Raw genomic sequence first — 21116 nt, 5'->3', positions numbered from 1 at the left:
AAGAAAACCATTTTTATGTATCGGAGATATTTGCCGGTGGGGGCGTTTTGTACCCGTTTGTCACCGTGGCCCGCGGGATACAGTGCGATACACTTTGCCTTCCGGGACGGCGCACAATGGCTATCGCCAGCGTCAGCCCCGTTGAAACCCACATTGCACCCGCGATCCCCAGCGTTTTATTCAGCCACGCATAGGCAAACGGTGAGGCTGCCGCCATCAGCTGGCCGGTGATGCGGCTCGTGCAACATCCTTCGGCGGTTTAGCGGTCAGCGGCGTCGACGCTCAGGCTGGACTGCTGAGACTGGGTTTTATCCTGATGGTGATACCAGGCGCCAATGGAAGAGTAAACGAAGCGGCCAAAGAAAAACAGGAAGCTGATGAGCAGTATGATGCGGGTCATTCGGGTGTTAAATCGATGTCGTTTGCGCATACGCGTGACCTGACTCACTCTGTTTTTCCTGGGTAAGCCCTTTTGGGCGATGAGGATATTAAGGCACAGCGGGAAGAGGGGGTCAATTCTGTCGTGTGTAAATAACCGTCAATGTTTACATTAACTAATGTTATTAAAATTAATTAACGCATTTACCATATTGATAATATGAAGAAAATTATTCCCAAAAAAACGCCCTGAAAAGTTATTTGCGGCAAGTAGTTTGATTTATGTCAACGGATTCCCGCCCCTGATATTTAAAATCCTTCCTCCACACTGTTTGCCCGGCATGCCGCCGGGTGGCGCGTAGGTCAGGTTGGATGCCTGTCTTTATTTCCCTCTGGAGCGAAAGGGGTTTAACCGGGCATCTATGAATATTCTTGCTTTCCTGAAAAACAATCAAAACCGCTGGTGGGCATTGCCGCTTATTATTCCGGTGGTTTTACTTCCCGCGCTGAGCGTCGCGAATACGTATACGCAGCTGGGCGACGGCATTGTGGCACTCTATTACCTACCGCTCTCATTTTTGCTTTCGCTGATGATGTTCTTTGGCCTGGAAGCGCTGCCCGGGATCGTATTGTCGCTCTTCATTCGCTATTACCCGTCGGTCGGGATGTTTGAAACCCTCGCCGGTGTGCTGCATTTTATCGTTCCTTTAGTGCTCAGCTGGGGCGGATACCGGGTGTTTGCCCCCAGACGCAATATGACGGCGTACGGCGACGTCCGGCTGATGGCGCAGCGCATCTTCTGGCAGGCCTTTTGTCCCGCGACGCTGTTTCTGGTGCTGTTTCAGTTTGCGGTCTATTTGGGGGTCTATGAGAGCCGCCAGAGCCTTGCGGGACTCAACCCCCTTAATATTCGCACGCTGATTAACTATCAGACGCTGCTGGTCAGCGGGCTGACGGGCGTGCCCCTGAGCTATCTGCTGAACCGCCTGATTCGTCATCCGCGCTACGTCAAAAGTCTTCTCTCGCAGATCCGCGCCCAGATAGACAAAAAGGTGACGGTCGCCGAGTTTTTGCTGTGGGCGATTGCGCTTGGCGGGCTGCTTTCGCTGCTGTTGCTTCCGATGAATGAAAACAGCTCCATATTCACCACCAACTACACCCTGTCGCTGCTGATGCCGGTGATGCTCTGGGGCGCGATGCGCTTTGGCTATAAGCTGATTTCGCTGATCTGGACGCCGGTGCTGCTGGTGTCTATTCACTATTTTTACCGCTATATCCCCATGAACCCGGGGTACGACATTCAGCTGGCGATCACCTCGTCCAGCTACCTGGTCTTCTCGTTTGTGGTGATTTATATGTCGATGCTGGCGACGCGCCAGCGCGCGGTGAATAAACGCTCCCGCAGGCTGGCGCTGCTCGACCCGATTGTTCATATGCCTAACCTGCGGGCGCTGTCGCGCGATCTGGCAAAAAACCCGTGGTCGGCGCTCTGCCTGCTGCGCATTCCGGAGCTGGAAATTCTGGGCCGAAACTACGGCGTGCTGCTGCGTATTTTGTACAAACAGCAGCTGGCGCAGTGGGTGAACGGCACGCTCCAGCCCAATGAGCAGGTGTATCATCTGACCGGATATGACCTGGCGGTGCGGCTCAACGCGGAGTCGCACCAGCAGCGGATTGATACTCTCGACGAGCATATTAAGCAGTTTCGCTTTGTCTGGGACGGCATGCCGCTGCAGCCGCAGGTTGGCGTGAGCTATTGCTATGTCCGTTCTCCGGTTAACCATCTTTATCTGGTGCTGGGCGAGCTGGGGGTGGTGGCCGATCTGTCGCTCTCCTCCAACCATCCGGAAAATCTTCAGCAGCGTGGGGCCGTCCATTTGCAGCGCAGCCTGAAGGATAAGGTCGCGATGATGAGCCGCCTGCAAAAGGCGCTCGATAACGACGAATTTACCCTGCTGGTTCAACCCGTTTGCGGCCTGCGTGGCGATCGCTATCACGAAGTCCTGCTGCGGATGCCGGATGCGAAGGGGCAATTGCTCTCTCCTGACCAGTTCCTGCCCGTCGCGCAGGAGTTTGGCCTCTCCTCGCGGGTAGATTTGTGGGTGCTGGAGCATACGCTGCGCTTCCTGGCCGCGCATCGCGAAAGCCTTCCCGCCCAGCGATTCGCCATTAATCTGGCGCCTTCAACCGTGTGCCGGGTGCCGTTCCCGCTTGAAGTGAGTCGCCTGCTGGCGAAATACGCGATTGAGCCGTGGCAGCTGATTTTTGAGGTGACGGAGTGCAGCACGTTCGGCAGCGGCGAGCAGGCGCTACACATCCTCCAGCAGCTGCAGAAAATGGGGGTACGTATTGCGATTGATGATTTTGGCACCGGGTATGCCAGCTATGCGCGGCTGAAAAGCGTGGATGCCGACATTCTCAAGATCGACGGCAGCTTTATTCGCAATATCGTCAACAACAGCCTGGATTACCAGATTGTGGCGTCTATCTGCCATCTGGCGCGCATGAAGAAGATGCTGGTGGTGGCGGAGTACGTCGAGACGGAAGAGATACGTAGCGCGGTTCACGCGCTAGGCATCGATTATCTGCAGGGCTATCTGATCGGCAGACCGGCACCGCTGGCGTCACTATTGGAAACCGAGGCGTCCACCGCGGACGCCTGAGCCGTCAGGCGGCGACGTCAGCGCTCTCTTCTTCGATTTTGAGCAGCCAGCCGGTGACCGCTTCCCAGTACTGCTGCTCTTTTTCCAGGTCCAGCAGGACCAGCGCGTTCTGGCTGAACCAGTCGTGCGGGAAGCTCAGCGTCCAGTGATGGTCGTCGGTTTTAAGCTTCAGCGTCGGCGGCGTGGTGGTGGCCTGACGCTGGTTATTGAGCAGCACGCCCAGGCGCAGCAGCTGAATTAAAGGCAGGAACTGCTTCTTCTTGAACAGCGTGAAGCGCGGCAGATCGTCAAGCTTGATGGCCTTGCGGTGATAGCGCACCAGGGTCGCCATCATGGTCTGCTGCTCCTGGTTGAAGCCAGGCAGATCGCTGTTTTGCAGAATGTAGGCCGAATGGCGATGCATGCCGCTGTGGTTGATGTTCAGCCCCACCTCGTGCAGCATCGCGGCCCATTTCAGCAGCGCCGCAAGCTGCGGATGCGCGAGCTTCGGATTTTGCTCTTCCCACTGTTCGTACATCTGCACCGTGGTGTCCAGCACGCGCTTCGCCTGCTCGCGGTCGATGTTGTACTGGTTGGCCAGGCTTTGCGCGGTGCGGCTGCGAATGTCCTGATGGCGGAAGCGGCCTTCCATCTCATACAGCACCCCTTCACGCAGCGCGCCGTCTGACAAACGCAGCTCTTTAATGGCGAGGGCGTCAAACACGCCGCAGAGAATAGCCAGCCCCGGTACGAAGACCGCCTGACGCTCGTCGGAAAGACCCGGCAGGCTTAGGGCGTCAAAACTTTTATGCTTCAGCACTTCTTCGGTCAGCAGCGTCAGGCGTTCGGGCGTGATAAAGCCGTCTTTTTCACCCATCGCCAGCAGCACCTCATGCGCCGCTTTGATGGTGCCAGACGCGCCCAGCGCCACGTTCCAGCCCTGGATGCGGTACTGCCAGGCCAGGTTTTCCAGCTTCTGAACGGCGGCCATACGCGCGCGCTGGAAGTTCTCGCGGGTGATGGTGCCGCCCGGGAAGTACATCTGGGCGAAGCTGACGCAGCCCATACGGCGGCTTTCCACCAGGCGCGGCTCAAAGTCTTCGCCGATCACCAGCTCCGTAGAGCCGCCGCCGATGTCGATCACCAGCTTGCGTCCTTTTTCCGGCTGGGTGTGCTCAACGCCCATAAAAATCAGACGCGCTTCCTCGTTGCCGGAGATGATCTCAATCGGGTAGGGGATCACCTTTTCGGCCCGCTTGAGAAACTCCGGCGCGTTCAGCGCCTGACGCAGGGTGTGGGTACCCACGATGCAGACGCTGGAGGGCGAGAAGCCCTGCAGGCGCTCAGCAAACAGCGACAGGCAGTTTAACCCACGCTCCATCGCCTCTTCGCTGAGCATGCTGCGTTCATCAAGGCCATCCGCCAGGTGTACGCGCTGCTTCAGACGACCGATGATCTGCAGCGCGCCATCCACCTCACGGGCGATGACCATGTGGAAACTGTTAGAGCCAAGATCGACCGCGGCGAATTCCTGCGGGCGTGGGGTATTATCATTTATCGGCATAGGTTAATCGGGTTGCTCGAGTGATTTGATATAGTCGTAAATCGCCAGCTGTGACCGCACTTTGCGGCGGTTGCCGCGCGGCACATAGCGGTTACTGAGTTCTTTGTCGATATAGCGTGCTTTCACGGTATCGCTGAACAGAATCTCGATGATGTCGAGGATCTGCTGCTTCAGGCGCGGATCCAGCAGCGGTGCCGCGACTTCAATTCGGTAGTCGATATTGCGCGTCATCCAGTCTGCCGAAGAGAGGTAGACCTGCTTATCACCCGCATTATCAAAAATATAGACCCGATCGTGTTCCAGGTAGCGGTCAACGATGCTGATCACGCGAATATTGTCGCTGATGCCTTCCAGTTCCGGGATCAGCGAGCACATGCCGCGGATCAGCAGGTTAACCGGCACGCCGGAGCTGGAGGCCGCATACAGGCGATCCACCAGGCCTTTATCGACCAGGTTGTTAAGCTTCAGCGTAATGCCGGACGACAAGCCTTTCTGGGCATTGGCGATCTCTTTATCGATCATATCGTACAGCAGACGGCGCGAGTTCTGCGGCGAGACCAGCAGATAGTCAAAGCTTACCGGGCGGTACGGGTTCTCGATAAAGTTAAAGACCCGGCGCACCTCGTTGGTGATGCGGGCATCGGCGGTCAAGAGCGAGTAGTCGGTATAAATTCGCGCGGTTTTCTCGTTAAAGTTCCCGGTGCCGATGTGGGCGTAACGCACCACGTCGTCACCCTCTTTACGGGAGATAAGGAACAGCTTGGCGTGAATTTTCAGCCCCGGCGCGGAGAAGATGACGTGCACGCCCGCTTCCGTCAGACGGCGGGCCCAGTGAATGTTCGCCTCTTCGTCGAAGCGCGCCTGTAGCTCAACCACCACCGTGACCTTTTTGGCGTTGTGCGCCGCATGGATCATCGCGTCGATGATGCGGGAATCTTTTGCCACGCGGTAGATGTTGATTTTGATCGCCAGCACGCTCGGGTCGAACGAGGCCTGACGCAGCAGCTCCAGCACGTGTTCAAAGGTGTGATACGGGTAGTAAAGCAGCACGTCGCGCTCGCGAATGGCGTCAAATCCGTTGCGGAATTTATCGAACCACAGGTGGCGCAGGCGCGGCAGCGGCTTGTTCACCAGGTTGGCTTTGCCGACGTTCGGGAAGCCAATAAAGTCTTTAAAGTTGTGGTAACGGCCACCCGGCACGATGGAGTCATAGCGCGAAATGGTCAGCTTCTCGCGCAGCATCTCCACCATGGCGTCCGGCATATCGCGCTGATAAACAAAGCGCACCGGCTCGGCCGTCAGGCGCTGCTTCAGGCTGGAGGACATCAGCTCCATCAGGCTGGCTTCCATCTCGTGCACCAGGTCATATTCGGCGTCACGGGTCATTTTCATCGAGTAGGCGTTGAGCGCATCGTAATCGAAGAAGCCTTTGAAGATGTCGTCCAGACAGTAGCGCAGGATGTTATCCAGCAGGATCATCGGCTTGCGTCTGCGCGGCGTTTCCGGCGGCAGGTTCACAAAGCGCGGCACCTTGTCGGATGGGATCTCCAGCAGCGCGTAACGGATAGATTCACCGCGAATAATTTCTACCGCCAGGTAGGTGTAATCATCCTTCAGGAACTGCACCAGATCGGTTTCGCGGTTGATCAGAATCGGGGTAATGTGCTGGCGCAGATAGTGTTTGAAGTAGTGGCGCAGCCAGTTTTGTTGGTTAACGGAGAGCTGGCGTTCGTTAATCAGGAAGATTTGATTGCGCGCCATCTCCAGCAGCAGTTCGTTATACAGGCCGTCAAATTCCTGATCGGCTTTCAGCACGCGGGACTGGATTTTGCCCAGCAGATGCCGCGAGTGCGAGTTTAAGCCCTGTTCTTCGCTGATGATGATGCGTCTTTTCAGCTCGGCGAAGCGAACCTTGTAGAACTCATCCAGGTTGTTGGAATAGATGCCCAAAAAACGCATGCGCTCAATCAGCGGGTTACTTTTGTCTGCCGCTTCCTGGAGTACACGTTCGTTAAATGCTAACCAGCTTAGCTCTTTCTCGATATATAACTTTTCCTGACCCATTACAGCTCACACTCCAGTTCAATCACAGGACGTGGTAAATCCGTCTCGTCCTTATTATGGCGAGCATTTCCACGATATGTCCAACAGTGCCAGAAAAGTATGACAGTTATTTTTTTGTTGGGGATGTTAGGGGGGTGGGGGAGGCAATATCGGGTAATGCAATGAGATAGGTCGGGTAAGCGTAGCGCCACCCGACACAACAAACTACTCTTCCGCCGCATAACCCTGCGGAGGTAACTTAACGCCGTCCAGCCAGGCTGCGCCATCGCGCATCTCGAGACGCCCGTCGACAAACCAGCTCACCACCAGCGGGTAAATGGCGTGTTCCTGGGCCTGCACGCGCCCGGTCACGTCTTCTTCGCTATCGCCGCCAAAGACCGGAACTTTAGCCTGCAGGATCACCGGACCGCCGTCCAGCTCGTCGGTGACGAAATGCACGGAGGTGCCGTGCTCCTCATCGCCGTTTTCCAGCACCTGACGGTGCGTGTGCAGGCCGGGATATTTTGGCAACAGGGAAGGGTGAATATTCAGCAGACGTCCGGCGAAGTGTTCGACAAACGCCGGGCTGAGAATACGCATATAGCCTGCCAGCACGACCACGTCCGGCGCGTAGGCATCAATCTCCTGAACCAGCTCGCGGTCAAAGGCTTCACGCCCGGCGAACTGGCTGGCCTCCAGCGCGTGCGCGGGAATATTCGCTTCCCGCGCGCGCTCAAGGCCGAACGCGTCGGCCTTGTTGCTGAACACTGCCCGAATGGTGCCGTTGATTTTCTTCTGTTTGCAGGCGTCAATTATCGCCTGCAAGTTGCTTCCGTTGCCGGAAATGAGCACCACGATGTTTTTCATTCAATGACCACACGCTCTTCGGAATCGGAGGCTTTAATCGTACCGATTTTCCACGCGTTTTCACCTTTCTCCGTCAGCAGCTTAACCGCTTTATCCGCTTCGCTTGCCGGCAGGGCGATAACCATGCCCACGCCGCAGTTAAAGGTGCGGTACATTTCGTGGGAGCTGACGTTGCCTGCGGTCTGCAGCCAGTTAAAGACGGCTGGCCACTGCCATGAGGATTCGTCGATCACCGCCTGGGTGTTGTCCGGCAGGACGCGCGGAATGTTTTCCCAGAAGCCGCCGCCGGTCAGGTGGGCGATAGCGTGAACGTCGACGTTCTTGATAAGCTCAAGCACGTTTTTCACGTAGATGCGGGTTGGGGCCAGCAGATGGTCAGCCAGCGGTTTGCCTTCCAGCTCGGTAGTTTGTGGGTCGCAGCCGCTCACTTCGAGGATTTTACGCACCAGGGAGTAGCCGTTGGAGTGCGGGCCGCTGGAGGCCAGCGCGATCAGCACATCGCCATCGGCCACTTTGCTGCCGTCGATAATTTCTGATTTTTCTACTACGCCGACGCAGAAGCCCGCGACGTCATAATCTTCGCCGTGATACATACCCGGCATTTCCGCGGTTTCACCCCCGACCAGCGCACAGCCAGATTGCAGACAGCCTTCGGCGATACCGTTAATCACGCTGGCAGCGGTATCCACGTCCAGCTTGCCGGTCGCGTAGTAATCGAGGAAGAACAGCGGCTCTGCGCCCTGTACCACCAGGTCATTTACGCACATCGCGACCAGATCGATACCGATCGTGTCGTGACGTTTTAAATCCATCGCCAGGCGAAGTTTGGTGCCTACACCGTCAGTTCCCGAGACCAGAACAGGTTCACGATATTTTTGCGGCAGCGCGCACAGTGCGCCGAAGCCACCCAGACCACCCATCACTTCAGGGCGGCGGGTTTTTTTCACCACACCTTTGATTCGGTCAACCAGCGCATTACCTGCGTCAATATCAACACCGGCATCTTTGTAGCTGAGAGAAGTTTTGTTGGTCACGGCTTAAATCCCCACGCGATTGCATAGCTAGTAAGAAAAATCGGCGCAATTCTAACAGTCCAGGCAAACGTTTGCGAGCCTATTCTGGACGTGGGGATCTTTTTTTCTTTGTCCCTTCTGAATGCGGCCAAACTTGACTCTGTTCACGAAAATGAAACCGGTTTCTGTTTTCTACTTGCAACGGCTTATCCCTTTGCACATCATCGAACTGAAACCGGTTTCTGTAATTGTTTTTGCAGAAAATAACGCAGAATGAGGGAAAGCGAATGTCAGGATTTAAAGCAGATTTTCTGTGGGGCGGTGCGGTTGCGGCGCATCAGCTGGAAGGCGGCTGGAAAGAGGGCGGCAAGGGCGTCAGCGTCGCCGACGTCATGACGGCCGGCGCGCACGGCGTGCCGCGTGAAATCACCAACGGCGTGCTGGAAGGGAAAAATTATCCTAACCACGAAGCCATCGATTTCTACCATCGCTATAAAGAAGACATCAAACTCTTTGCCGAGATGGGGTTTAAATGCTTCCGCACCTCAATTGCCTGGACGCGCATTTTCCCGAATGGGGACGAGCATGAGCCTAACGAGGCGGGCCTGAAATTCTATGACGATCTGTTCGACGAGTGCCTGAAGCACGGCATCGAACCGGTTATTACCCTGTCTCACTTCGAAATGCCTTTCCACCTGGTGACGGAATACGGCGGCTGGCGCAACCGCAAGCTGATCGACTTCTTCGTCCGTTTCGCAAAAGTGGTGTTCCAGCGCTACCAGCATAAGGTGAAGTACTGGATGACCTTCAACGAGATCAACAACCAGGCCAACTTCCACGAGGACTTCGCGCCGTTCACCAACTCCGGGCTGAAGTACGCGCCGGGTGAAGACCGTGAGCCGGTGATGTTCCAGGCCGCGCACTACGAGCTGGTGGCCAGCGCCCTGGCGGTGAAGGCGGGGCGCGAGATTAACCCGTCTCTGCAGATCGGCTGCATGATCGCCATGTGCCCAATCTACCCGCTGACCTGCGCGCCGGACGACATGATGATGGCGATGAACGCCATGCACCGCCGCTACTGGTTCACCGACGTGCACGTGCGCGGCAAGTACCCGCAGCATCTGCTCAACTACTTTGAACGTCGTGGCTTCGTGCTGGATATCACCGAAGAAGATAAAGCGGCGCTGACGCAGGGCTGCGTGGATTACATCGGCTTTAGCTACTACATGTCGTTTGCCACCAAGGCCACGGCGGACAACCCGCAGCTGGATTACGACGAGAGCAAGAGCCTGGTCTCTAACCCGTACGTGCAGAAATCCGACTGGGGCTGGCAGATTGACCCGGTGGGGCTGCGCTACTCCCTGAACTGGTTCTGGGATCACTACCAGCTGCCGCTGTTCATCGTTGAGAACGGCTTTGGCGCGATTGACGTGCAGGAGAGCGACGGCACGGTGAACGACCAGTACCGCATCGACTACCTGTCTGCGCACATCCGCGAGATGAAAAAAGCGGTAGTGGAGGATGGCGTAGACCTGATGGGCTACACCCCATGGGGCTGCATCGACCTCGTGTCTGCCGGAACGGGCGAAATGAAAAAACGCTACGGCTTTATCTTTGTGGATAAAGACAATGAAGGGAACGGCACGCTGAACCGCAGCAAGAAGAAGTCGTTCGACTGGTATAAGCAGGTGATCGCCAGCAACGGCGAGCAGCTATAATTGCCCGGTGGCGCTGCGCTTACCGGGCCTACGGGATGTGTAGGCCGGGTAAGCGGTAGCGCCACCCGGCAAAACCCCGCGCCCAAGCCGGAGCCCAGCCTCCGGCTTTTTTGTTTTTGATTGACGTACATCAAGCAACATGGGTATGGCGCAATCCGAAAAAAGCGGTATAATCCCGCGATTTTTTTGCGGATGCCACCTCAGAGGAGAAAGAGAATGAAGATTGTGGAAGTGAAACACCCACTCGTTAAACACAAGTTGGGCCTGATGCGTGAGCATGACATCAGCACGAAGCGTTTTCGCGAACTGGCCTCTGAAGTCGGCAGCCTGCTGACCTACGAAGCGACCTCCGATCTGGAAACAGAAAAAGTCACCATCGAAGGCTGGAACGGCCCGGTGCAGGTTGAGCAGATCAAAGGTAAGAAAATTACCGTGGTGCCAATCCTGCGTGCCGGCCTCGGCATGATGGAAGGCGTGCTGGAGCACGTGCCAAGCGCGCGCATCAGCGTGGTCGGTATCTACCGTGACGAAGAAACCCTCGAGCCGGTGCCTTACTTCCAGAAACTGGTGTCTAACATCGACGAACGTATGGCGCTGGTGGTTGACCCAATGCTGGCGACCGGCGGTTCGATGATCGCCACCATCGACCTGCTGAAAAAAGCGGGCTGCAGCAGCATTAAGGTGCTGGTCCTGGTTGCGGCACCGGAAGGGATCGCGGCGCTGGAAAAAGCGCATCCGGACGTTGAGCTGTATACCGCCTCTATCGACCAGGGCCTGAACGAGCACGGGTACATCATCCCGGGGCTCGGCGATGCCGGCGATAAGATCTTTGGTACGAAATAATCGAATAACGATAAATAAGCCGACTTTGATAGTCGGCTTTTTTTTGAATAAAACACCAACAACGATACTACACAGAGGAAAACACTATGACGCGCCGTGCTATCGGGGTGAGTGAAAGACCGCCGCTTTTACAGACTATCCCGCTTAGTTTGCAGCACCTGTTCGCCATGTTTGGCGCAACCGTGCTGGTGCCAATCCTGTTCCACATTAACCCGGCTACCGTGCTGCTGTTCAATGGCATCGGTACGCTGCTGTACCTCTTCATCTGTAAAGGCAAAATCCCGGCGTATCTCGGGTCGAGCTTCGCCTTTATCTCTCCGGTACTGTTGCTGCTGCCGCTGGGTTATGAGGTCGCGCTGGGGGGCTTTATCATGTGTGGCGTGCTGTTCTGCCTGGTCTCCTTCATCGTGAAGAAAGCCGGTACCGGCTGGCTGGACGTGATGTTCCCGCCTGCGGCGATGGGCGCCATCGTTGCCGTCATCGGCCTGGAACTGGCGGGCGTGGCGGCGAACATGGCCGGTCTGCTGCCTGCTGACGGCCAGTCACCGGATTCCAAAACCATTATCATTTCGCTGGTCACGCTGGGCGTGACGGTGTTTGGCTCCGTGCTGTTCCGCGGCTTCATGGCGATTATACCGATCCTCATCGGCGTGCTGGCGGGCTATGCGCTCTCCTTCGCGATGGGCGTGGTGGACACTACGCCGATTGCCCAGGCGCACTGGTTCGCTCTGCCAACCTTCTATCAGCCGCGCTTCGAGTGGTTCGCCATCTTCACCATTCTGCCTGCGGCGCTGGTGGTGATTGCGGAGCACGTCGGCCACCTCGTGGTGACGGCGAACATCGTTAAGCGCGATTTAATCCGCGACCCGGGCCTGCACCGCTCCATGTTCGCTAACGGCTTCTCCACCATCATCTCCGGCTTCTTTGGCTCCACGCCAAACACCACCTACGGCGAGAACATTGGCGTGATGGCGATCACCCGCGTCTACAGTACCTGGGTTATCGGCGGCGCGGCGATCATCGCCATTCTGCTCTCCTGCGTCGGCAAGCTGGCGGCAGCGATTCAGATCATCCCGGTGCCGGTGATGGGCGGCGTGTCTCTGCTGCTGTATGGGGTGATCGGTGCCTCCGGTATTCGCGTGCTGATTGAATCTAAAGTGGATTACAGCAAAGCGCAGAACCTGATCCTGACCTCGGTGATCCTGATTATCGGCGTGAGCGGCGCGAAGGTACACATCGGCGCGGCCGAGCTGAAGGGCATGGCGTTGGCGACCATCGTTGGCGTGGGCCTGAGCCTGATCTTCAAGCTGATCTCGGTGATCCGCCCGGAAGAAGACATTCTGGACGCGGACGACAGCGAAAAAGCACCGCATTGATCGAAAAATCGGGCGAGGGATCGCCCGGTTCTCTCCTGGCGGGTTCCGTGTTAAACTCCATGCCGATTTTATGTCAGATCTGGTTGAGGTACTTCTGAACGGACCGGCACAGCTCTCTCTGCCACTTTATCTCCCTGACGACGAAACGTTTGCGAGTTTCTGGCCGGGTGATAACCCCTCTTTACTGGCTGCACTGCAAAACGTGCTGCGTCAGGAACACAGCGGATACATCTATATCTGGTCACGCGAAGGCGCGGGGCGCAGCCATCTGCTGCATGCCGCCTGTGCGGAACTTTCCGCGCGCGGCGATGCGGTAGGCTACGTGCCGCTCGATAAACGGACCTGGTTTGTGCCCGAAGTGCTGGAGGGAATGGAACATCTCTCGCTGGTCTGCATTGATAATATCGAATGCGTGGCGGGGGATGAGCCGTGGGAAATGGCGATCTTCAACCTCTATAACCGCATTCTGGAGTCGGGTAAAACCCGGCTGCTGATCACCGGCGATCGCCCGCCGCGCCAGCTCAATCTCGGGTTGCCGGACCTGGCGTCTCGTCTGGACTGGGGGCAAATCTACAAGCTCCAGCCGCTGTCGGATGAAGATAAGCTTCAGGCGCTACAGCTGCGCGCAAAGCAGCGCGGGTTTGAGCTGCCGGAGGACGTGGGGCGCTTCCTGCTCAAGCGTCTGGACCGGGAAATGCGCACCCTGTTTGACACGCTCGATCAGCTCGATCGCGCCTCCATTACCGCCCAGCGCAAGCTGACCATCCCGTTTGTGAAAGATATTCTCAAGCTTTAAGTTTTTTGCCCGGTGGCGGCTACGCCTTACCGGGCCTACGGGTGCTCTTTGTTGGCCGGGTAAGGCGCAGCCGTCGCCCGGCTAAAGATCTCCCATCAGGTGTTCAACCAAAAGCGGAATTGGTCTTCCTGACGCCACGCTCCTTCCCCCTTCGCGCCACAGCGCCGTACCGCTGATATCCAGATGCGCCCACGGGATTGTCGGCGGGCAGAAATGATGCAGCAGCCACGCGGCCGAGGCGCTGATCGCCGCATTGTTGGTCGGCGTATTGCACAGATCGGCAATGGCGCTGTCGGTCTGCTTTTTCAGCCGCGCGTCCAGCGGAAGGGACCACACTTCGTCACCGCTCTGTTTCCCTGCCCGCGTCAGCGCCGCGCGCAGCGGTTCATCCTGGGTCATCAGCCCGCTCAGCTCATAGCCCAGCGCTTTGACGACCGCACCGGTTAAGGTAGCCATATCAATAATGTAGCGCGCCTGCGGATTGCGCAGGCTGGCCCAGGCGATAGCATCCGCCAGCACCAGCCTGCCTTCGGCATCGGTATTGTTAATTTCAACCGTAGTGCCGTTGCAGGCCGTCGCCACCGTGCCGGGCTGCATGGCGTCCGGTCCGATGGCGTTTTCCGCCAGCGCCAGCACCCCCATTATGCGTACGGGCAGCGCCAGCTCCGCCACGGTCAGCATTAGCCCCAGCACGTTTGCCGCCCCGCACATGTCGTATTTCATGGTGTACATGCCCGCGCCTTCCTTCAGCCACAGGCCGCCGGTATCGAAGGTAATACCTTTCCCCACATAGCAGCGCGCCGGGCCGTCTTTGGCACCGTCATAATGAATCGCCAGCAGACGTGGCGGGCAGCTCGCCCCTTTGCCCACGGCGTGCAGCAGCCCGAGTCCGTGCCCGACAATCTCTTCTTCGTTCAGCACTTCACAGCGCAGAGTGGGGAAGGACTCACAAAGCTGTTGTGCCTCTTCCACCACAAACTGCGGCGTACAGCGGTCGGAGGGGATATCTGCCAGACGACGCGCCGCGACCATGCCGCGCGCGATGGCCTGCTGCTGGCGGAAAATTCCTTCCAGTTTTGCCTGCTGCTCCGGCAGGCACAGAGCCGAGATATGCGCGATACGGACGTCATCGCCGGTTTTCTTTAGCTGCAAATCGCTCAGCCGGTGATCCAGATTAAAGAGAAAACGCAGCACCTGTACCAGCACGACGTCGTCGATTTCGGTCACATCCAGAACCAGGTCGGGACACACGGGGCAGGCCAGCAGCGGACGCAACGCGGTGAGCAATCCTTCGGTCAGGCTATCGTGCCAGAGCGCATCGGGTAGCAGCGTGATCCGGGCAAACGGGGCGCAGCCAAAGCGGGCGTCAGCGATGCTGTCGGATTCGCGCATTTCCGCGATAAGCGCAGTTTGCGGCAAATGCGCACAGCGGGGGCGGGCGATGAAATGGCCTTGCGGCTTCGCGTCGGAAAGCGCGGTAATGAGTTGGTAGGTAATCATCATGACTCCTCAATCGGCGCGCGGATCCGCGCGGCATAGGCCTGCATCCACTCATCGTCTACCGCGTGATAATGCGTTTTCTCGCGCAGACGCTCGGTACGATAAACGGTGAGGGGCTGGCGAGCCGTCGCCACCACAAACGAGAAGGTTTTGATGTTGGTGGCGGCGCCAAATTCGCCCCTGTTATTCATGCACACCACGGAGAGATCCCCCGCGCGGCCGAAGCGCGACATCAGCTTGTCTTCCAGTTCGAATACCACCGAATCCGCGGCCTGCTGCGGCGTCATGCCTTGCGCCATCCGGCGGACGATTTCATAGCTGGTGCAGCCTTTCATCAAATCTTCACCGACGCCCGTGGCGGTGGCGGCACCGGTTTCGCTGTCGCAGTAAAAGCCGGAGCCGATAATGGGGGAATCCCCAATGCGGCCGCGTTTTTTCATAAACAGGCCGCTGGTGGAGGTGGCGACGCTCATTGACCCCTGCTTATCGAGCCCGATAATGCCGACGGTGTCATGCCCGTCGTAGGGGCTTAAGCCTTTATCCAGCGTCTCGCGGCAGCGCTTGCGGTAGTGCTGCACCGCGCGCTCCGTGAGCATGGTTTTGTCGGCAAAGCCCTGGCTTAGCGCCCATTCCCGCGCGCCCTGGCCGACCAGCAGGCTGTTGTAGCGCTGGCGGCTGAGGGCGTGCGCCACGCGCACCGGGTTGGCGATGTCCACCAGATTTCCTACCGCGCCAAACGCCAGCGTGTCGCCGTCCATGTACGCCGCGTCCAGCTCGACATCGCCGTTTTCGGTGGGCAGCCCGCCGTAGCCGACGGATTTATAAAACGGAAAGTCTTCCACGGCGGCGACGGCATCCACCACCGCTGCTGCGGCCGGTTCTCCCGCTGCCAGCGCAGAGGCCGACTCCGTGACGCCCTCAAGCGCCATTCGCCAGGTGGCGATAATTCCCCACATGCTTTACTCCTGTTTTGCAAGGGTGGTATCGGTTTGCGTAACGCTGGTCATTTCCGCCGCGCGGTACTGTTTGTCCACGATACGCATAAAAGGCAAATACAGCATGGCGCCAATCAGCAGATTGATAAGCTGCATCACGCTGCCGCTCAGGTGTCCGGTGACGATAAAGCCGCTGATGACCGGCGGCAGCGTCCAGGGGATAAATACCCCGGTGGTGACGGCGACCGCGCCAATTTTCATCGCCGCATACTGCACGGTAACCAGCACCAGCGGCACCAGGTTGAACGGGATAAGCATGATGGGGTTCATGATCACCGGCAGGCCAAACAGAATCGGTTCGTTGATGTTAAAGACCGATGCCCCCGCGCCGAGGCGCGCCACTTCGCGCATGTTTTTGCTGCGGGCGAAAATGAGCATCGCAATCACCAGCGACAGCGTGGCGCCCGCGCCGCCCATCCAGATCATGTCAAAAAACTGCTCGGTGATAATGTGCGGCGGCGTCGTGCCTGCCTGAATGGCGGCGATGTTGTCGGTCTGGTTCTCCATCCACAGCGGGCGAATGATGCCGTTGATCATCGAGCCGGAGTTAATGCCCACTGACCAAAGAATGGTGATGCTGAATACGGTCATCAGCGCGCCGAAATAAGAGGTGCCATAGTGGCGTACCGGCGTGGCCACGACCTCGTAAATAAACTGATGGATGGTACTGTAGTGGGTGTTTTCAAACACGATGCGAATACCCAGCACTACAATCATCACCACCAGCGCCGGGATGAGCGCGGCGAACGACTCCTGCACCGCAGGCGGCACGCCGTCCGGCATTTTAATGACCAGATTTTTGCGCTTGAGCCAGCAGAATAGCTCGGTCCACAGCAGCGAACCGATCATCGCCACGAACAGCCCCTTGCTGCCAATCCACTCCACCGGAATGACGGTGATACCGCCGTTTTCCGCCACTTTGATAAAGGGCGTCAGGATGAGAAAGGCGACCAGCGCCAGAATGCCGCAGGAGATGCGATCTTCGCCATAGTGTTCCGCCAGGCGGAAGGCGACCAGGAAGCTGATGAACAGCGACATGGTGGAGAACACCGCGTTGAACGGAATTTCAATAATGGCGCTCCAGCTCTCACCAAAGGCCTGAGACATAAACTGCTGATAGGCCTGGTTAGGGAACGACGAAATCACCAGCAGAATCGAGCCGACGATAATAAACGGCATGAAGGATACGTAGGCGCCGCGAATGGCCCCGAGATGGCGCTGCTGGGCCGTTTTGGCCGCCAGCGGCATCAGTTTTGCTTCAAGAAATCCCAGAACATTGTTCATTGTGAACTCCGTACAAGATTGAGGGGTGTTGTTTGTGTTATGTCTGGGGATTATCAGTGAAGCGTGGCGAGCGAAAGGTGAAATCGGTCACAAAGCAATCGCTGTTGTAGTATAAATCTCATAAGATTAGTTCTGAGGATCATGCGATGGAAATTAAACTGCACGCTAATGCCACCACGACGCCGCGCATCCGTCGCTATCTTCAGCAGTCAGATAAAAGCGACAGAGAGCTGGCCGTCGAGCTGGGTATTTCAGTCACTACCGTCAGGCGCTGGCGCAACCGCGAGCAGGTTTCTGATAACCATACGACGCCAAAAGTGATACACAAAGCTATGAGACAGGAGCAGGTTGCGCTGGTCAATGCTCTGCGGGATGTCACAGGCGCACCGCTGGACGACCTGCTGCAGATGGTCAATGACGGACTCGGGATCGCCGTCTCCCGCGCGACCCTGAACCGCTATCTCAGGCCGGCTTCGGTAAAGCACAAGGGCGCGAGGTTGCAGGGTAAAAAGGCGCTCAAGGCAGGTATCGTGCCGCAAACACTTCTGCTGCATCATCAGCCTCTGTCGCTGCATATGGACGACGGTGGGGAGCAGCATCTGCTCTGGGCGCGTGAACCCGTGAGCGGCTGGTGCTACGCCCGGCTGTATGCGGGCATTTTACCGCAGCTGCTCGCCCGCTGGGTACGCGAGGCGATTGAAGCCTGTCCTGCTGATATTCAATCTGTTGAGACTTTTGGCTTAGAAGTAAAGGCTGAGGGGCGTCCTGTCACCGTGAAGGCGCATCCGCAGCCATACCGCACCGTGCAGGTTGCTCTGCCGCTGGGTGAAATCATCCCACGTCTGAACAGTAAACCGGCAGGCGAGCTGTTGATCCAGCTGTGTGAATTTTACAATCAGGGAAAAGCGCAGAAAAAGTTGGGAGAGAGCACGCCGCAGGCCTTTCTGGAAGCGCTGCGGCACAGGCGTTAGAGGATTTCGAGCACGTCTTCCGGCGGGCGTCCAATGCGCGCCTGGCCGTTCGCCACCACAATCGGGCGCTCAATCAGCTTCGGATTTTCAACCATCGCCTGGAGCAGCTCCGCCTCGGTGAGACGGCTGTCATCCAGATTAAGCGACTTATACAGCTCTTCTTTCTGGCGCATCAGATCTCGAGCGCTGCCCATTCCCAGCATATGCAGCAGCTGGCGAAGGGTCTGTGCGTCCGGTGGCGTATCGAGATACAGCACCACCTCCGGCTCAACGCCGTTAGACTTCAGCAGGCTGAGGGTGTCGCGGCTCTTGGAGCAGCGAGGGTTATGGTAAATTTTAACCGCGTCTGTCATGACTTCTCCTTGATTACATCTTCTCGTACGGCTTAAAGCGCAGCTGCAGGCCGCGCAGCTGATCGATACGCGCGTCGTAGCGGGCCTGCTGGAGGCTGCCGAGCTTGACCAGCGAGCTGGCGCTGCTGAGCGCGGAAATCGCCTGGTCGAGGCGGCCCACGAGGGCATAACCTTCGGCACGCGCCGCCAGCTCCTGATCGCGGTTGCCGAGCTGGGCTTCCGCCTGAGCGAGCAAATCCCAGCCGTTTTGATCGTCTTTATTGTTAAAGGTGTAGCGGTTCAGAATGGTCGCCGCTTCGCCAGGCTGGCCGCCCTGTAAGTAAGCGTTCGCCAGGTTAAGCTGCAGTACCGGGTTGGTTCGGACCTCTTTTGCCCCTTTCAGGCGGTTGATCGCGTCTGCGGTTTTCTTCTGCCCCAGATCGATATCCGTCGACAGATCGAGGTACCACGGGTTGTTCGGGTCGGCTGCCAGCAGCGGCTGCAGCGCTTTCCGCGCCTCATCGTATTTGCTGGCTTCCATCGCCTGGAGCGCCTGACCATACTGCGCGGCGTTTTTTTCGCGCACGTTGCCTTTCGCCAGGGTATCCAGCAGGTCGCTGGTGAGCTGGTTACGCCCGGAATTGTACATGCCGAGCGTTCTCACTTTCGCCATGTAGAAATCCTGCGACGACTGGACCACGACCGGACGCATCTGGTTGGCGCGGTTGCGCGCGTCCGACAGGCGGCTTTCCGGCAGCGGGTGGGTCAACAGAATTTCCGGCGGACGGGAAGAGTAACGCGCCTGATCGAGCAGTTTTTCCAGGAAGGTCGGCATAGCCTGCGGGTCAAAGCCCGAGCGCTGCAGCACCTGGATCCCGATGCGGTCCGCTTCCTGTTCGTTTTGCTGGGTGAAGCTGATCATCCCCTGGCGCGTTCCCGCCAGCGTACCGGTCAGGGCTGCCATCCCGGCCTGCGGGCTGGCCATAGCGAGCAGAATAGAGCCCAGCGCGCCCACCCAGGTGAGCGGGGCGTTACGTTTCTGGTCTTCCATGGCGCGCGCCAGGTGGCGCTGGGTGACGTGCGAAATTTCGTGCGCCATCACCGAGGCCAGCTGGCTTTCGTTGTCGGAATAACGGAATAACGCCGAATGCAGCACCACGTTACCGCCAAAGAAGGCGAAGGCGTTGATTTCGTCATTATTGATTAAATAGAAGTGGAAGGGGGTTTTAACCGAATCGGCGTGCGCCACCAGGCGCATCCCCAGCCCGTTTATGTACTGTACCAGCAAGGGGTCGTTAATCAGCGGGGCGCTGCCGCGCAGCTGGCGAACATAGTAATCCCCCATTTGCATCTCTTGTCCAATAGAGAGCGTGCTTCCTGCCGTGGTGCCCATGTCCGGCAATGTATCGGACGAGTCAGCAAAAGCGGGCAACACCTGACCGACCGTCACCGCGGCAATCAGCGTTGCAACCAGGGTTTTTCTCAATTGCCTGAACATAACCACTGTCCTGTATGTTGGATGTGCTAATTTGACCGATGAAGCGTCATATCGTTCATCACTGCTGCCCTGCGAGTGTAGCCGTGTTGCAGCATGAAGAAAATCCCATTCATCATGCTTTTGCGGATTGTGACAGCGATACAAAAAGCGAAAGTCTTTTTTGTGACAGTTAGATACAATTCACCGTCTCACTCCCGCCATTCGATTCAGGGAAGGGTTGTATGCTCGAAATGTTAATGCAGTGGTATCGGCGTCGGTTCAGCGACCCGGAGGCCATTGCGCTGCTGGTCATTCTGGTTGCCGGGTTCGGCATTCTGTTCTTCTTCAGCGGCCTGCTCGCTCCCCTGCTGGTGGCGATTGTGCTGGCGTACCTGCTGGAGTGGCCAACGGCGCGCCTGGAACACATCGGCTGTTCCCGCCGCTGGGCGACCAGCATCGTGCTGGTGCTGTTTGTCGGCATCCTCCTGTTAATGGCCTTTGTGGTGATGCCGGTGGCCTGGCAGCAGGGCATTTACCTGATCCGCGATATGCCCGGCATGCTGAACAAGCTGTCTGATTTCGCCGCCACGCTGCCGCGTCGCTATCCTGCGCTGATGGATGCCGGAATTATTGACGCGATGGCCGAAAATATGCGCGCCCGCATCATGACGATGGGCGATTCGGTGGTGAAGTACTCTCTTGCCTCCCTGGTCGGGCTGCTGACGCTGGCGGTTTACCTTGTGCTCGTGCCGCTGATGGTCTTCTTCCTGGTGAAAGATAAAGACCAGATGCTCAACGCCGTGCGGCGTGTTCTGCCGCGCAACCGCGGGCTGGCGGGGCAGGTGTGGGAAGAGATGAACCAGCAGATCACCAACTACATTCGCGGCAAGGTGCTGGAGATGATTGTGGTCGGCGTGGCGACCTGGATTGGCTTCCTGATCTTTGGCCTGAACTACTCGCTGCTGCTGGCAGTGCTGGTGGGGTTCTCGGTCCTGATTCCGTACATCGGCGCTTTTGTGGTGACCATTCCGGTGGTTGGCGTCGCGCTGTTCCAGTTCGGGCTGGGGACGGAGTTCTGGAGCTGCTTCGCGGTGTACCTGATTATTCAGGGGCTGGACGGTAACCTGCTGGTACCGGTGCTGTTCTCCGAGGCGGTCAACCTGCATCCGCTGGTGATTATCTTATCCGTAGTGATTTTCGGCGGGCTGTGGGGATTCTGGGGCGTGTTCTTTGCCATTCCGCTGGCAACGCTGATTAAAGCGGTGGTGCACGCGTGGCCGGATGTGCCGGCGGTGGAAGAGAAGTAGGTTTTGCCGG

Annotated in this window: 17 protein-coding genes and 1 pseudogene; 7 read left to right on the top strand and 11 right to left on the bottom strand. The window is 57.7% G+C overall.

Translation table 11 applies throughout. The annotated features are described in order from the left end of the window. Positions 1-13: 13 nt before the first annotated feature. Together ACJBF3_RS02250 and ACJBF3_RS02245 are read right to left on the bottom strand one after the other, a co-directional pair. A pseudogene (locus ACJBF3_RS02250) lies at positions 14-232 on the bottom strand (MFS transporter); the annotation flags it as partial. Positions 233-259: 27 nt separating this feature from the next. After that, entirely contained in the window at positions 260-448 is a 189-nt protein-coding gene (locus ACJBF3_RS02245; RefSeq protein WP_052672178.1) for a YfgG family protein, read from the bottom strand. 352 nt (positions 449-800) lie between these two features. On the opposite strand from ACJBF3_RS02245, the gene ACJBF3_RS02240 reads away from it, so the two are divergent. Beyond that, positions 801-3041: an EAL domain-containing protein gene (locus ACJBF3_RS02240; protein WP_045325964.1), complete on the top strand. Its 2241-nt coding sequence runs from the start codon at positions 801-803 to the stop codon at positions 3039-3041. Between the two features lie 4 nt (positions 3042-3045). On the opposite strand, the gene ppx is transcribed toward ACJBF3_RS02240, so the two are convergent. The 4 genes from ppx to purM all read right to left on the bottom strand — a co-directional run bounded on the left by ppx (position 3046) and on the right by purM (position 8528). Beyond that, positions 3046-4584, bottom strand: coding sequence for an exopolyphosphatase (gene ppx, locus ACJBF3_RS02235; protein ID WP_045325963.1), 1539 nt, complete (start codon positions 4582-4584; stop codon positions 3046-3048). Positions 4585-4587: 3 nt separating this feature from the next. Further along, positions 4588-6648: a polyphosphate kinase 1 gene (ppk1, locus tag ACJBF3_RS02230; protein WP_045325961.1), complete on the bottom strand. Its 2061-nt coding sequence runs from the start codon at positions 6646-6648 to the stop codon at positions 4588-4590. A 204-nt stretch (positions 6649-6852) separates the two neighbouring features. Next, positions 6853-7494 carry a phosphoribosylglycinamide formyltransferase gene (gene purN, locus ACJBF3_RS02225; RefSeq protein WP_045325960.1) on the bottom strand — a complete coding sequence of 214 codons (642 nt, stop codon included), beginning with the start codon at positions 7492-7494 and terminating at the stop codon, positions 6853-6855. Next, on the bottom strand, positions 7491-8528 hold the full coding sequence (purM, locus tag ACJBF3_RS02220; protein ID WP_047716102.1) for a phosphoribosylformylglycinamidine cyclo-ligase: 1038 nt from the start codon (positions 8526-8528) through the stop codon (positions 7491-7493). Before purM ends, purN begins: the two co-directional genes overlap by 4 nt. Before the next feature lie 266 nt (positions 8529-8794). On the opposite strand from purM, the gene ACJBF3_RS02215 reads away from it, so the two are divergent. The 4 genes from ACJBF3_RS02215 to ACJBF3_RS02200 all read left to right on the top strand — a co-directional run bounded on the left by ACJBF3_RS02215 (position 8795) and on the right by ACJBF3_RS02200 (position 13240). After that, positions 8795-10225, top strand: coding sequence for a 6-phospho-beta-glucosidase (locus tag ACJBF3_RS02215; protein WP_045325955.1), 1431 nt, complete (start codon positions 8795-8797; stop codon positions 10223-10225). 216 nt (positions 10226-10441) lie between these two features. Further along, entirely contained in the window at positions 10442-11068 is a 627-nt protein-coding gene (upp, locus tag ACJBF3_RS02210; protein ID WP_045325953.1) for a uracil phosphoribosyltransferase, read from the top strand. 86 nt (positions 11069-11154) lie between these two features. After that, on the top strand, positions 11155-12444 hold the full coding sequence (gene uraA / locus ACJBF3_RS02205; protein WP_045325951.1) for a uracil permease: 1290 nt from the start codon (positions 11155-11157) through the stop codon (positions 12442-12444). 94 nt (positions 12445-12538) lie between these two features. Further along, positions 12539-13240, top strand: coding sequence for a DnaA inactivator Hda (locus ACJBF3_RS02200; protein WP_166792068.1), 702 nt, complete (start codon positions 12539-12541; stop codon positions 13238-13240). An 81-nt stretch (positions 13241-13321) separates the two neighbouring features. Here ACJBF3_RS02200 and ACJBF3_RS02195 read toward each other — a convergent pair whose 3' ends face one another. From ACJBF3_RS02195 to celB, 3 genes are read right to left on the bottom strand one after another with little or no spacing between them, the layout of a single operon-like run. After that, positions 13322-14740: a leucyl aminopeptidase family protein gene (locus tag ACJBF3_RS02195; RefSeq protein ID WP_406544686.1), complete on the bottom strand. Its 1419-nt coding sequence runs from the start codon at positions 14738-14740 to the stop codon at positions 13322-13324. Continuing rightward, the gene (locus ACJBF3_RS02190) at positions 14740-15696 is read right to left on the bottom strand and encodes a N(4)-(beta-N-acetylglucosaminyl)-L-asparaginase (protein ID WP_045325945.1); all 957 of its coding nucleotides are present in this window, start codon (positions 15694-15696) and stop codon (positions 14740-14742) included. The genes ACJBF3_RS02195 and ACJBF3_RS02190 overlap by 1 nt, the downstream gene beginning before the upstream one ends. A gap of 3 nt (positions 15697-15699) precedes the next feature. Then, a complete protein-coding gene (celB, locus tag ACJBF3_RS02185; RefSeq protein WP_045325944.1) occupies positions 15700-17019 on the bottom strand; it encodes a PTS cellobiose transporter subunit IIC in 1320 nt (439 codons plus the stop codon). A 146-nt stretch (positions 17020-17165) separates the two neighbouring features. On the opposite strand from celB, the gene ACJBF3_RS02180 reads away from it, so the two are divergent. Beyond that, positions 17166-17990, top strand: coding sequence for an XRE family transcriptional regulator (locus tag ACJBF3_RS02180; protein ID WP_406544663.1), 825 nt, complete (start codon positions 17166-17168; stop codon positions 17988-17990). Here ACJBF3_RS02180 and arsC read toward each other — a convergent pair. After that, complete coding sequence (gene arsC / locus ACJBF3_RS02175) at positions 17987-18343, bottom strand: arsenate reductase (glutaredoxin) (protein ID WP_045325940.1); 357 nt, start codon at positions 18341-18343, stop codon at positions 17987-17989. The genes ACJBF3_RS02180 and arsC overlap by 4 nt on opposite strands. 13 nt (positions 18344-18356) lie before the next feature. Beyond that, positions 18357-19820, bottom strand: coding sequence for a beta-barrel assembly-enhancing protease (bepA, locus tag ACJBF3_RS02170; RefSeq protein WP_045325938.1), 1464 nt, complete (start codon positions 19818-19820; stop codon positions 18357-18359). Between the two features lie 221 nt (positions 19821-20041). On the opposite strand from bepA, the gene ACJBF3_RS02165 reads away from it, so the two are divergent. Further along, complete coding sequence (locus ACJBF3_RS02165) at positions 20042-21106, top strand: AI-2E family transporter (RefSeq protein WP_045325936.1); 1065 nt, start codon at positions 20042-20044, stop codon at positions 21104-21106. Positions 21107-21116: the final 10 nt, after the last annotated feature.

It is taken from the genome of Enterobacter sp. PP-008-ECC_S150 (genome assembly GCF_045257065.1).
Taxonomy (GTDB): domain Bacteria; phylum Pseudomonadota; class Gammaproteobacteria; order Enterobacterales; family Enterobacteriaceae; genus Enterobacter; species Enterobacter chengduensis.
This window is presented reverse-complemented; position numbering and strand designations above follow the sequence as displayed.